Genomic DNA, 11,799 nt, shown 5'->3' with positions numbered 1-11,799 from the left:
CCTCGGGCTCAGCGGCGGGCGCCCGCGCCCTCCGCACCCTCTGAGCCCACGTGCTCGTCCAGCCATTCGGTGAGCGGGCGCGCGGCCCGCCACGTGTCGCGCACCATGGTGAGCGCGCGCCGCGTCGACAGCCACGCCGGGGCGCCGAAGTCGCGGGTGACCATGAGCTCCTTGTGACGCAGCGTCGCGATGCGAGGGTGGTCGACGGCATACCCCCGCGGTGCCGTCTTGACCTGCTCGCCGAGCAGCTCGAAGCCCTTGCCGCGCAGGGCAGCCAGGATCGCCTCGAGCTCGAGCCCGCTCGACGGGGCGTCGACGGCAGCGCGGAAGCGGGCCGTCTGCGCGGTGCTGGCCGCCCGGAAGCCGCCCCCGGCGCGCAGCCCGTCCGCGCTCACCTGGACGTAGTAGCCGAGCACGGTCCCGGACCCCACGAGCGCGCCCTGGTGGGTCTTGTAGGGCGACTTGTCGGCGCTGAAGCGCACGTCGCGGTTGGGGCGGAAGAGCTTCGCCTCGCCGAACTCCTCCTCGAGCCCGTCGAGCAGGGCGAGCATGGGCTCGCGCACGTCGCGCTCGTAGACGTCCTTGTGGGCGAGCCACCAGTCGCGGGAGTTGCGGTCCTCGAGCTCGGCGTAGAAGGACAGGGCGCCGGGCGGGAAGCCGGAGAAGGTCGGCGCCGCCGGACCTGTCGAGGGTGTGCTCATGTGGCGACTCTGACATCCCGACGGACTTGTTAGGCAAGCCTTGCCTGTGCTTTCCTGATTTCAGTCACGTGGGTGTGGCGTAATTCCTGCAAGCAACCTGAGAGAAGGCACCGTGCTCGCGAGCAACGCGCTCATCGGCCTCCGGGAGGGGCTCGAAGCCGCCCTCGTGGTGGTCATCCTCGCGGCCTTCCTCGTCAAGACCGACCGCCGCTGGGCGCTGCGCCACGTGTGGACCGGCGTCGGCGTGGCCGTCGCGCTCTCGGTTGCCCTCGGTGCGCTGCTCACCTACGGCACGAAGCAGCTGACCTTCGAGGCCCAGGAGCTCATCGGCGGCACCGCCTCGATCATCGCGGTCGTCTTCGTCACCTTCATGGTCTTCTGGATGAAGTCCGCCTCGCGCACCATCTCGGGCGAGCTCAAGGGCAAGCTCGACAAGGCGCTCGACATGGGTCCCTTCGCCATCGCGCTCGTCGCCTTCCTCGGCGTCGGCCGCGAGGGTCTCGAGACGGCGATCTTCTTCTACGCCACGACCGAGGCCGCCGGCCAGGGCAACAACCAGCCGCTCATCGGCTGGGTCATCGGCCTCGGCGGCGCGGTCCTGCTCGGCTGGCTCATCTACCGCGGCGCCGTGAAGATCAACCTCACGAAGTTCTTCCGCTGGACCGGCATCCTGCTCGTGCTCGTCGCGGCGGGCATCCTCGCCTACGGCATCCACGACCTGCAGGAGGCCGGCTTCCTCCCGGGCCTCACGACGCTCGCCTTCGACGTCAGCGCGACGGTCGACCCGGGCAGCTGGTACGCCACCCTGCTCAAGGGCATCTTCAACTTCACGCCGGCCACCACGGTGCTCCAGGCGATCGCCTGGGTGCTCTACGTCGGCATCGTCCTGACGCTCTTCCTGCGCCCGGCCCGCACGACGCCGAAGGCCCCGGCCGTGACCCCCTCGAGCGACGCGCGCCCCACCGTCGCCGCCTGAGCAGATCTCACACCCGACGCTCCTCACTCGCCGAACCCCTCCAGGAGAACCCCCATGCCCCGCCCTGCCCTGCGCCCTGCCCTGCGCGTCGCCCCCGTCGCGGTCTCCCTTGCCGCCGCGCTCGCCCTCGCCGGCTGCGCCGACAAGCCCGCAACCACGGCGGCCTCGACCGCGGCCGGTGCCGGTGCCGGCGGCCCGATCACGGTCAACGCGACCGACACCGCCTGCGAGCTGAGCGCGACGACGGCCAAGGCCGGCACCGTGACCTTCAAGGTCACCAACTCAGGCAGCAAGGTCAACGAGTTCTACCTCTACGCCGAGGGTGACCGCATCGTCTCCGAGGTCGAGAACATCACGCCGGGCCTGAGCCGCGAGCTCAAGGTCGAGCTCACCGAGCCCGGCACGTTCACGACCTCGTGCAAGCCCGGCATGGTCGGCGACGGCATCCGCGGCACCTTCACCGTGACCGGCACGGCCGCCAAGGGCAGCACCGACGCCAAGGTCGCCAAGGCGATCGCGGACTACAAGGCGTTCGTCGCCTCCGAGGCCGACGAGTTCGTCGAGAACACCAAGGGTTTCGTCGCGGCGGTCAAGGCCGGCGACGTCGCGAAGGCCAAGTCGCTCTACGCCCAGGCGCGCCACCCGTGGGAGGCCATCGAGCCCGTCGCCGAGAGCTTCGGCGACCTCGACCCCAAGATCGACGGCCGCGAGGACGTCATCGCCGACGGCATGGCCTTCACCGGCTACCACCGCCTCGAGAAGGACCTCTGGAAGGACGGCCTCCAGAAGGACTCCGGCGCGATCGCCGACCAGCTCCTCGCCGACGTCACCGAGATCGCCGCCAAGAGCAAGACCGTCGAGCCGACCGCCCTGTCCATCGCGAACGGCGCCAAGGCCCTGCTCGACGAGGTCGCGACCGGCAAGATCACCGGCGAGGAGGAGCGCTACTCGCACACCGACCTCTGGGACTTCGACGGCAACCTCGAGGGCTCGCGCCAGGCGCTCGCCGCGCTGCGCCCGGTCATCGCCGAGCGCGACCCGGCCCTGCAGAAGGCCCTCGACGCCGACTTCACGGAGCTGTCCAGCCTGCTCGCCAAGCACAAGGCCGGCGCCGACTACAAGAGCTACACCGCGCTGACCGCTGCGGACCTCAAGGAGCTGACCGTCTCGCTCGACGCGCTCTCGGAGCAGGTGTCGAAGGTCCCCGGGGTCGTGGAGGCCAAGTGACCGACGAGGGTCTGAGCCGCCGCCGCCTGCTTGGTGTGTCGGGCACGGCGGCCGTCGCCGGAGTCATGGCCGGGGCAGGCGGGGCGTATGCCGTGTCGCGCGGTGAGGACGCCGCCGCGGCAGGTGCCCCGTCGTCCACGACGTCCGGCGCGCTCGCGCTCGACGCCGCGATCCCGTTCCGCGGCGAGCACCAGGCCGGCATCGTCACGCCGGCCCAGGACCGGCTCCACTTCGTCGCGCTCGACGTCGTGACGAAGGACCGCGAGCAGCTGCGTCAGCTGCTGGAGGACTGGACGCGCGCGGCCGAGCGGATGACGGCCGGCGCCGAGGCTGCTCCGGGCGGGCTCGTCGGGGGCGGCCCCAACCGGGCACCCGAGGACACCGGGGAGGCGTACGGCCTGCCGGCATCCGGCCTGACGATCACGATCGGCTACGGCCCGTCGCTCTTCGACGACCGGTTCGGCCTCGCGGCGAAGAGGCCGGCCGCGCTGCAGGACCTGCCCGCCTTCACCGGCGACCAGCTCGACCCGCGCCGCACGGGCGGCGACCTCTGCATCCAGGCCTGCGCCAACGACCCGCAGGTCGCGGTCCACGCCGTGCGCAACCTCGTCCGGCTCGGCTTCGGGGTCGTCGCGGTGCGCTGGTCGCAGCTCGGCTTCGGCCGCACGTCGTCGACCTCGACCGCGCAGGCGACGCCCCGCAACATGTTCGGCTTCAAGGACGGCACCAACAACGTCAAGGCCGAGGAGCCCGAGAGCCTCGCCCAGCACGTGTGGGTCGCCGACGCCGACGACACGGGTGGCGGCGCCTGGATGGCCGGCGGCTCCTACCTCGTCGCGCGGCGCATCCGCATGCACATCGAGGTCTGGGACCGGACGAGCCTGCAGGAGCAGGAGGACGTCATCGGCCGCGACAAGAAGGAGGGCGCCCCGCTCGGTGCCACCAAGGAGTTCGACACCCTCGACTTCGCGAAGAAGGGGCCGGACGGCGCGCCTTCGATCCCCATGACCGCCCACGTGCGCCTCGCCCACGAGAGCCAGCTCGGCGGCATCCGCATCCTGCGCCGCGGCTACAACTTCACTGACGGGTCCGACGGCGTCGGCCACCTCGACGCGGGCCTCTTCTTCATCGCGTACATGCGCGACCCGGCCAAGCAGTTCGTCCCCATGCAGCGGGCGCTCGCCAAGGCCGACGGGCTCAACGAGTACATCGAGCACAACGGGTCGGCCGTCTTCGCGTGCCCACCCGGACTGAAGGACGGGGAGCACTGGGGTCAGGCGCTGTTCGCCTGACGCGTGGCCCGGGGACTCACCCCCTCCTGACCGAACGCTGCGTTCGGTCGCGAACTCAGTGTTGTAACAGCGCGTTCGCCATCGAACGCTGCGTTCGGTGAGGAGAGTGAGGGGGGCGGGCTACTGGCTGACGCGGACCGTCAGGCAGCCGGGGCGCACGGTCGCGCTGACCTCGCTGGCCTCGCCGATGACGTCGCCGTCGATCTGCACCGGCACCGGGCGGTCGGTGCGGACGCGGATCTCCTTGCACGTCTTGTGGTCCAGCGTCGGGTGACCCTTGCGCTGACGCGTCGCGACCCGGGTCGCGACGGGCACCCAGCCGACGACACCGCGCGGGGACGCGATGACGGTGTCGAGCTGGCCGTCGTCGACGCGGGCGTTGGGCATGAGCACGAGCCCGCCGAGCAGCCGCCCGCAGTTGCCGATGACGACCATCCGCGCGCGGCGGCGGAACTCGAGCTCGTCGTCGACCTTGACGGCGATGCGGAACTCGGGGGAGACGAGGTGCTTGAGGCCCGAGACCATGTAGGCCGGCCAGCCCACCTTGGCCTTGAGGTTCTCGTTGGTGCCGGCCATGATCTGCGCGTCCATGCCGACCCCGCTCATGACGAGGAAGTAGTGCGTCTCGGGGTCGCCGGACTCGTCGGGGGCGTCGTCCATGGGCGCCGCCCCGATGACGAGCTCGCCGACGTCGATGCGCCGGTTGCGGCCGGTGAGGGCGACGGCGACGGCCGCCTCGAGGGCGACGGGCAGGTCGAGGTTGCGGGCCAGCAGGTTGCCGGTGCCGGCGGGCAGGATGCCGAGGGCCGTCTCGGTGCCGACGAGCGCGCTCGCGACGTTGCGCACCGTGCCGTCGCCGCCGAGGGTGCAGACGATGTCGGCGCCGTCCCGGACGGCCTGCGCGGCCTGGCCCTGGCCCGGGTCCTCGACGGTCGTCTCGTAGAAGAGCGGCTCGTCCCAGCCGTTCGCGAGGCACGCGGCCGTGATGCGGTCGCGCACGGCCGGCACGTCGGCGTACTTCGTCGGGTTGACGACGACGCCCGCGCGCTTGAGCGGTGCCGGTGCCTCGTCCCCGTTGCGGAAGTGGTCACGCGGGGGGCGCGGGCGGCGACGACGCGTCGCGGCGACCTCGGGCACGACGCGGGTCAGGACGAGGCCCCCGATGACCAGCGCCAGCACGACGAGGCCGGCGATGATCCACGGCAGGTAGTCCTTGAGCACGAAGACATACGCTATCCCGCTGGCCGGGCGCTCCCCGAATCGCCGAGGCCCCGTGCCCCCGCGGCCCTAGGCTGGCCGCATGAGCGAGCCCGTCACCGACCCCGGCCCGTCGACGCCGGACGACGCGGACTGGACGTGGGTGCTGACACGCCCGTGCCCCGACTGCGGCTTCGACGCCGCGGCCACCGACCCTGCCGCCGTCCCCGGGATCCTCCGCGACGCGTCGAGGAGGTATGCCGTGAGGCTGGGTCGCGACGACGTGCGCACCCGCCCGGCCGAGGGGGTCTGGTCACCGCTGGAGTACGCCTGCCACGTCCGTGACGTCTGCGACGTCATGCGCGGGCGGCTCGAGCAGATCCTCGCGGGCGAGGGCTCGCTCGTGCAGTTCGCGAACTGGGACCAGGACGAGACCGCCGTCGAGGCGCAGTACTGGCGCTCCGATCCGGAGGTCGTGGCGCGCGAGCTCACGGAGGCGTTCGAGAGGGCGGCGACGGCATACGCCCTCCCGTCGGGTACGCAGTGGGAGTGGCCGGCCCTGCGCAGCAACGGCTCCCCGTTCACGGCCCGCACCCTCGCGCTCTACTTCGTCCACGACATCCACCACCACCTCTGGGACGTGACCTCTTGACCCTGCCCATCGACGTGCCCCTCCACCTGCCCGAGGCGCGAACGCCCGACCCGCACGACGCACCGGCCATTCGCTGGGGGATCCTCGCGCCCGGCGGCATCGCGCACACCTTCGCCGACGCCGTCGCGGTCGGGACGTCGTCGTCCGTCGTCGCCGTCGGCTCGCGCAGCCGCGAGCGCGCCCAGGACTTCGCGGACGAGTTCGCGATCCCGCGGGCGTACGGCTCCTACGAGGAGCTCGTCGCCGACCCCGAGGTCGACGCCGTCTACGTCGCGTCGCCGCACTCCGAGCACCGCGACCACGCGCTGCTCGCCATCGAGGCCGGCAAGCCCGTCCTCGTCGAGAAGGCTTTCACCCGCAGTGCCGCCGAGGCGCGCGAGGTCCTCGCGGCCGCGGACGAGCGGGGCTTGCTCGTCGTCGAGGCGATGTGGAGCCGCTTCCTGCCGCACTACGATGTCGTGCGCCACGTCGTCGAGACCGGCCTCATCGGCGAGCTCGTCGCCGTCTTCGCCGACCACGGCCAGCGCCTCTACCCGGACGGGCCGGCCCGGCTCTCGCAGCCTGAGCTCGCCGGTGGCGCCCTGCTCGACCTCGGCGTCTATCCCGTCTCGTTCGCCGACATGGTGCTCGGCGCCCCCGCGTCGGTGTCGGCGCACGGCACGCTGACCGACCTCGGCGTCGACGCCACGACGACCGTCACGGTGGCCGGCGCCGGCGGCGCGCACGGCGTCCTGTCGTGCACGATGGCCGGCGTGACGCCGTGCAGCGCCGTCGTCGCGGGCACCGAGGCGCGCCTCGAGCTGTCCGGCACCTTCTACGCCCCCGGCTCGAGCATCCGGCTCGTCAACCGGCACAACGAGGTCGTCGACGAGCGCGTCGGAGGCCTCGCCGACGACGTGCGCGGCTTCTCCTACGAGGCGGCCGAGTTCGCCCGCTGCCTCGTCGCCGGCGAGACCGAGTCGCCGATCCTGCCGCACGCAACGACGCTGCGCGTCATGGAGACGATGGACGCCGTGCGCCGCCAGGTGGGGGTCGTCTACCCCGGCGAGTGACACGTTCCCCCGGGGTCTGGCGCAGCCGACGGGCATCACCCTGCTGAGGTGATGCCCGGGCTGGCGCCGGCGGCGAGGATCGAGTGTCATGACGACGACGACATCGCTGACCGCGCCGCAGGCCGACCTCGTCCGTGAGACCGAGCCCGCCCGGCTCGCCGAGCTGACCGAGGACGAGCTCATCGAGCTGCACCAGAGGGTGCGTCGGGCCCGCAACAAGCACGTGGGCCTCTACCGCCGGCAGGCCAGCGCCCGCGTCCCGGCCAAGGGGGCACGCGGTGCTGCGCGACCGGCCAACCGGCTCAACGCCGACCGCGCCGAGGTCTTCGAGCTGGCGCTTGCCCGCGTCAGCGCACGGCTCGGTGTCGTCGCCCGGGCGGCCGCCGCGGAGCTCAAGGTCGAGCGCCTCGCCGCGGCCCGCGAGGTCAAGGCGGGGACGGGTCCGGGCTCGGTCGCGTCGTCGTCCGCGGCCGCGTCGGTGCCGTCCGCGAAGCGGCGGGCCACCAAGACGACCGGCGGCCTCAAGCGCGACGCCTCGTCGCAGTCGCAGGGAGCGCGCCGCCAGGCCCGCAAGGACTCCCGCTAGTCCGTCCGGGCGGCACGCGCTCGCCATGCAACCAAAGACCCCGGGTCGAAGTCATACTTCTGCCTCATCCGATCGAGACATCAGGGGTCCTCATGCTCACCGACGAGTTCATCCCGTTCGACCAGGCCATGTCGGGGCCGCCGCCGATCTTCCTCGCGTTCTTCGGCATCGTCGCGGCGATCGTCGTCGCAGGCTTCGCCTTCGTCGTCGTCAAGGGTGTTTCGCAGTGGCGGGCCAATGAGGCCAGCCCCCTGCGCAGCGTCGACGCCCTTGTCGTGTCACGCCGCACCGACGTGCGCCGGCGCTCCGGCTCGACAGCACTTCCCGGGGCGGATCCGGGCGCACCCATGGTCGGCGGGACGCCAGCGACCTCGAGCACGACCTACTTCGTGACGTTCGAGGAGCCGTCGGGTGAACGGCGCGAGCTCCAGGTCAGCGGGCACGACTTCGGGCAGCTCGCCGAGGGCGACCGCGGACATCTCATGCACCAGGGCACGCGCTACAAGGGCTTCACCCGGCAGGGCGCCCTCGACGGATCCCAGTGACCGTCCCGCGACCCGACGGGAGCCGGCCGAACGGCATACGCCATCGGTGACACCCGGCGGTCGCCCTGAGTGGCGGGTGCGGTGTGGCGCACCACGAAGCGGGTACGGCCATTCCCACACTCCACGCGCCCTTCACGGGGCGCCACGGCACCTGGGACTCGGCATGACGGCATACAGCACCATCGTTCGCGCAACGCACCTGCTCACCAACGCGGCCTGGTTCGGGGGCTCCCTGGCCGGGGCTGCGGCGCTCAACCCGGCGGCACGCGAGGGGGAGGACGCCCGCGACCGGGCCGACATCGCCGATGCGGGCTGGCGGCGCTGGGGGCCGGTCCAGGGCGCCGCGGTCGGCCTGCACCTGCTGAGCGGCATCGCCATCCTCGTCGACAACCGTCGCCGCGTCGTCGAGCACCGACCCACGACCGCCGCCGTCATCCTCAAGACGGCGCTCACCGCGACGGCCATCGCCGTGAGCGCCGAGGCCTACCGGTCGGGCGCCGAGCTGGGCGACGCGCTGGAGCACGCCGACGACGACCCGGCGGCCGGCAAGCACGCGAGGGACCTGACGAAGCGGATGGGCTGGCTCCAGTGGGCCACGCCGGCGACCACGGCCGGGCTGCTCGTCCTCGACGCCTACCTCGGCGAGCAGCAGCGCGGCGTCGCGGGCCTGCTCGACCAGCCGTCCCGCCTGGGACGCCGGTCGTGAGGCGCGAGTTCGAGTTCGACTTCGAGGGCCGCTACCGCCTGGCCGCGCTGGCCTTCGGGGTCACCCCGGCCACGACGAAGGTCGTCGTCACCGACACCGAGCTGTTCGTGCGGTTCGGTCTCTGGCGGCTGCGCACCCCGCTCGCCAACGTCGCCGGCACGCAGATCACCGGGGACTACGCGTGGTACCGCACCGCCGGTCCTGCGCACCTCTCGCTGACCGACCGCGGCGTCACCTTCGCGACGAACTCGCGTCGGGGCCTGTGCGTGTCGTTCGTCGAGCCCGTCCGAGCGATCGAGCCCACGGGCACGCTCCGCCATCCGGGCGCGACGATGACCGTCGCCGACCCCGAGGCGCTGGCGGAGGCCCTGCGTCGCTGACTCCGCGGCGGGTCAGGCGTGCTGGTCCGGGGCCGGTGCGGGCTGCACGGACCAGGCTGCGGGATCGTCGTCAGTGTCGGCGTCGGCGACCTGCTTGGTCTCGTGGACCTTCCCGGGGGTGTGGTGCTGCGGCGCGTAGACGGTGTAGAGCTGCATCGGCTCGTCGCCCGTGTTGGTCACGTTGTGCCAGCTCCCGGCCGGGACGACGACGCACCAGCCGTCGCCCACCTCCTGGTCGAAGGTCAGCTCGTCCTTGCCGGGCCCCATCTGGGCTCGGCCGCGCCCGCGGTCGAGACGGATGAACTGGTCGGTGTCGGGGTGCTGCTCGAGCCCGATCTCGCCACCGACCGGGATCGACATGAGCGTGACCTGCAGGTACTTCCCGCTCCAGGCCACGGTGCGGTAGTTGGGGTTCTCGAGCGTCTCGCCCTCGAGGTCGAACGCCTGAGGGGCGGGTCCCACGTCTTCGATGCTCATACTTCGACCGTAGCCTCGCGGGGTCGTGGCCGAGGGGGTTCGCCGAGGAGCGAGTCGACGCAGGTCCTCACGCGCTCACCTCAGTGAACGGCGCCGCCGACCGGTCGGGCCCGGACTGGCGGTGTACGACAGTGATCCGGTCTTGAGCCCATGTTTCCGCCCTGTCCGAGTCCTTGTCCCACCCAGACAGGTTCTTGGGCGCTCATTGACGGCTCTTGGTGTCTGAAGCAGAGTCGCGCAGGTCAGCGAGTCACTTCGCTCATGTGACGAAGTTTCTCGAAGGCCGTCCCGAACCGCCTCTCGCCGTAGGGCCTTTCGGGGATGGCTTCCGGCGACCGGAAGGAACGAGCTCGTGCCCAACGAGGAAGACCAGACGCGTGGATCCAGGGTCGGCAGACGCCGTTTCCTCACGGGAGCCGCAGCGGCCGCTGCCACTGCACCTGCCGTTCTGGCTGCGCCGGATGCCCTTGCCGCGACGTCTGGGGACAGCCGTTCGTCGGGGCGTACCCCGGGCCAGTGGCCCCAGACGGACGTGAGCTTTCCCATAGGTCCGTTCGAGAAGTACTCGGGGAATCCCATCCTCCGCCCCGACCCCGCGCACGACTGGGAATCGGCGTTCCTCTACAACCCGTGCGCCACGGTGGTCGGCGGCCGCGTCGCCATGCTCTACCGCGCGCAGAACGCGACCAAGGTCTCGAGTATCGGCCTCGCCTGGAGCCGCGACGGCTACACCTTCGAACGGCGTCCCGAGCCGGTGCTCGTTCCCACCGAGCCGTATGAGACTCCTGGCGGCTGCGAGGACCCACGCGTGGTCCACGTCGGCGACACGTACTACCTGACCTACACCGGCTACGACGGCAAGCACGCGCTGCTCTGCCTGGCCACGTCCAAGGACCTCGTCAACTGGACCAAGCACGGCCCGCTGTTCCCAGACTTCCGCGACTTCGGCCACCTGTCCCGTGCCCCGTGGAGCAAGTCGGGCGCCATTCTCGCAACACCCATCGACGGCTGGTACTGGATGTACTTCGGCGAGTCCTGGATCTACTGGGCGCGCTCCAGGGACCTCATCGCCTGGGAGATCGCAGACACCGGCCCGACTCCGCCTGGCCCCGTCGCGCGGGTCGACGACGTCACGTTCAGCCCGACAACCGCACGATACGTCCGCCTCCTGGGCGTCACTCCGGTCACGGCATACGGCTACTCCGTCTACGAGATGGAGGTCCGTAACGGAGCGTCGGGTGCCAACCTTGCACGAGGAAAGTCGGCGACCGCGTCCTCGCAGAGCCTGCCGGCCACGAACGCCGTCGACGGTGACTACTCGACGCGCTGGGCGGTGTCCGCGGGCGACCGCGGTCGGGCGGACTCCTGGCTGTCGGTGGACCTCGGACAGACCACGACCGTGGACCGGGTAGCTGTCTACTGGGAGGCGGCCACGGCTCTTGTCTATCGAGTCCAGACCTCCTCAGACGGCACGCGGTGGACCGATGTCGCGACGTATGACGTGTCCACCCAGGACGACGGCGTCGTGGCGCGGCCGGTATTCGACTTCGAGGACCAGCGGCTGGAGCCGGGCCCGCCACCGATCCTCACCCGCGACGGCAAGATCCTGCTCGTGTACAACGGCCAGACCACCGGGGCAGGTGGCTTCGCGAAGAACTCGTACTCGAGTGGCCAGATGCTCATCGATCCCGCGAACCCGAAGGTCGCACTCGCGCGGCTCGAACGGCCCTTCATCGCGCCGTCGACGGGAGACGAGCAGAACGGGCAGGTCAACAACGTCGTCTTCAGTGAGGGTCTCGTTGAGTTCCGCGACACCTATTTCCTGTACTTCGGGATGGCTGACTCGGTCCTCGGGGTAGCGACGTGGAAACCCTGAGCGTGAGCGGATGGCCGTCAGCGAGACGCTTCTGTCGTTACAACGAAGCCAGCCAACGGTCAGGCTGACAGCCGACCATCGCCCCGTCGACTGAGGTCCAGGTCGGCGATGACAGACCATCTCAACAGGACC

General features: G+C 71.3%; 13 protein-coding genes. 10 read left to right on the top strand and 3 right to left on the bottom strand.

Features of this window, described 5'->3' with window-relative positions; all coding sequences use genetic code 11:
- Positions 1 to 8 precede the first annotated feature (8 nt).
- Positions 9 to 701 (bottom strand): DUF2461 domain-containing protein, encoded by a 693-nt coding sequence (locus IEY30_RS18425; RefSeq protein WP_030202649.1) that lies wholly within the window; start codon positions 699 to 701, stop codon positions 9 to 11.
- 112 nt (positions 702 to 813) lie between these two features.
- On the opposite strand from IEY30_RS18425, the gene efeU reads away from it, so the two are divergent.
- The 3 genes from efeU to efeB are packed head-to-tail and all read left to right on the top strand — an operon-like array spanning position 814 to position 4,196.
- A complete protein-coding gene (efeU, locus tag IEY30_RS18420) occupies positions 814 to 1,677 on the top strand; it encodes an iron uptake transporter permease EfeU (protein WP_030202651.1) in 864 nt (287 codons plus the stop codon).
- 54 nt (positions 1,678 to 1,731) lie between these two features.
- Positions 1,732 to 2,904 carry an iron uptake system protein EfeO gene (gene efeO, locus IEY30_RS18415; RefSeq protein WP_030202655.1) on the top strand — a complete coding sequence of 391 codons (1,173 nt, stop codon included), beginning with the start codon at positions 1,732 to 1,734 and terminating at the stop codon, positions 2,902 to 2,904.
- Positions 2,901 to 4,196, top strand: a complete 1,296-nt coding sequence (gene efeB, locus IEY30_RS18410) for an iron uptake transporter deferrochelatase/peroxidase subunit (RefSeq protein WP_030202657.1) — start codon at positions 2,901 to 2,903, stop codon at positions 4,194 to 4,196. The genes efeO and efeB overlap by 4 nt, the downstream gene beginning before the upstream one ends.
- 120 nt (positions 4,197 to 4,316) lie before the next feature.
- On the opposite strand, the gene IEY30_RS18405 is transcribed toward efeB, so the two are convergent.
- A complete protein-coding gene (locus IEY30_RS18405; RefSeq protein ID WP_030202661.1) occupies positions 4,317 to 5,417 on the bottom strand; it encodes a diacylglycerol/lipid kinase family protein in 1,101 nt (366 codons plus the stop codon).
- Between the two features lie 79 nt (positions 5,418 to 5,496).
- Between IEY30_RS18405 and IEY30_RS18400 the strand changes: the two genes are divergently transcribed.
- The 6 genes from IEY30_RS18400 (at position 5,497) to IEY30_RS18375 (ending at position 9,314) form a co-directional block, all read left to right on the top strand.
- Complete coding sequence (locus tag IEY30_RS18400; RefSeq protein ID WP_030202662.1) at positions 5,497 to 6,045, top strand: DinB family protein; 549 nt, start codon at positions 5,497 to 5,499, stop codon at positions 6,043 to 6,045.
- Positions 6,042 to 7,097: a Gfo/Idh/MocA family protein gene (locus IEY30_RS18395; protein ID WP_030202664.1), complete on the top strand. Its 1,056-nt coding sequence runs from the start codon at positions 6,042 to 6,044 to the stop codon at positions 7,095 to 7,097. The genes IEY30_RS18400 and IEY30_RS18395 overlap by 4 nt, the downstream gene beginning before the upstream one ends.
- 88 nt (positions 7,098 to 7,185) lie before the next feature.
- Positions 7,186 to 7,683 (top strand): hypothetical protein, encoded by a 498-nt coding sequence (locus IEY30_RS18390; protein ID WP_030202665.1) that lies wholly within the window; start codon positions 7,186 to 7,188, stop codon positions 7,681 to 7,683.
- Positions 7,684 to 7,775: 92 nt separating this feature from the next.
- The gene (locus IEY30_RS18385; RefSeq protein ID WP_229675086.1) at positions 7,776 to 8,228 is read left to right on the top strand and encodes a DUF2500 domain-containing protein; all 453 of its coding nucleotides are present in this window, start codon (positions 7,776 to 7,778) and stop codon (positions 8,226 to 8,228) included.
- Between the two features lie 163 nt (positions 8,229 to 8,391).
- Complete coding sequence (locus tag IEY30_RS18380) at positions 8,392 to 8,934, top strand: hypothetical protein (RefSeq protein WP_030202671.1); 543 nt, start codon at positions 8,392 to 8,394, stop codon at positions 8,932 to 8,934.
- On the top strand, positions 8,931 to 9,314 hold the full coding sequence (locus tag IEY30_RS18375; RefSeq protein WP_030202672.1) for a hypothetical protein: 384 nt from the start codon (positions 8,931 to 8,933) through the stop codon (positions 9,312 to 9,314). The genes IEY30_RS18380 and IEY30_RS18375 overlap by 4 nt, the downstream gene beginning before the upstream one ends.
- 12 nt (positions 9,315 to 9,326) lie before the next feature.
- Here IEY30_RS18375 and IEY30_RS18370 read toward each other — a convergent pair whose 3' ends face one another.
- Positions 9,327 to 9,791 carry a cupin domain-containing protein gene (locus IEY30_RS18370; RefSeq protein ID WP_030202673.1) on the bottom strand — a complete coding sequence of 155 codons (465 nt, stop codon included), beginning with the start codon at positions 9,789 to 9,791 and terminating at the stop codon, positions 9,327 to 9,329.
- Between the two features lie 532 nt (positions 9,792 to 10,323).
- Between IEY30_RS18370 and IEY30_RS18365 the strand changes: the two genes are divergently transcribed.
- Positions 10,324 to 11,667 (top strand): glycoside hydrolase family 130 protein, encoded by a 1,344-nt coding sequence (locus IEY30_RS18365; protein ID WP_081920644.1) that lies wholly within the window; start codon positions 10,324 to 10,326, stop codon positions 11,665 to 11,667.
- The last annotated feature ends 132 nt before the right edge of the window (positions 11,668 to 11,799 follow it).

This window comes from Terrabacter tumescens (assembly GCF_014646815.1).
GTDB lineage: Bacteria > Actinomycetota > Actinomycetes > Actinomycetales > Dermatophilaceae > Terrabacter > Terrabacter tumescens.
Note: the sequence above shows the minus strand (reverse complement) of the source record. Positions and strands in the feature narration are given on the sequence as shown.

What these genes read in the sequence shown, in the direction of transcription:
- IEY30_RS18425 (WP_030202649.1), bottom strand. Translation starts at nt 701, where the DNA reads ATGAGCACACCCTCGACAGGTCCGGCGGCGCCGACCTTCTCCGGCTTC.
- IEY30_RS18370 (WP_030202673.1), bottom strand. Translation starts at nt 9,791, where the DNA reads ATGAGCATCGAAGACGTGGGACCCGCCCCTCAGGCGTTCGACCTCGAG.
- IEY30_RS18380 (WP_030202671.1), top strand. Translation starts at nt 8,392, where the DNA reads ATGACGGCATACAGCACCATCGTTCGCGCAACGCACCTGCTCACCAAC.
- efeO (WP_030202655.1), top strand. Translation starts at nt 1,732, where the DNA reads ATGCCCCGCCCTGCCCTGCGCCCTGCCCTGCGCGTCGCCCCCGTCGCG.
- IEY30_RS18400 (WP_030202662.1), top strand. Translation starts at nt 5,497, where the DNA reads ATGAGCGAGCCCGTCACCGACCCCGGCCCGTCGACGCCGGACGACGCG.
- IEY30_RS18390 (WP_030202665.1), top strand. Translation starts at nt 7,186, where the DNA reads ATGACGACGACGACATCGCTGACCGCGCCGCAGGCCGACCTCGTCCGT.
- IEY30_RS18385 (WP_229675086.1), top strand. Translation starts at nt 7,776, where the DNA reads ATGCTCACCGACGAGTTCATCCCGTTCGACCAGGCCATGTCGGGGCCG.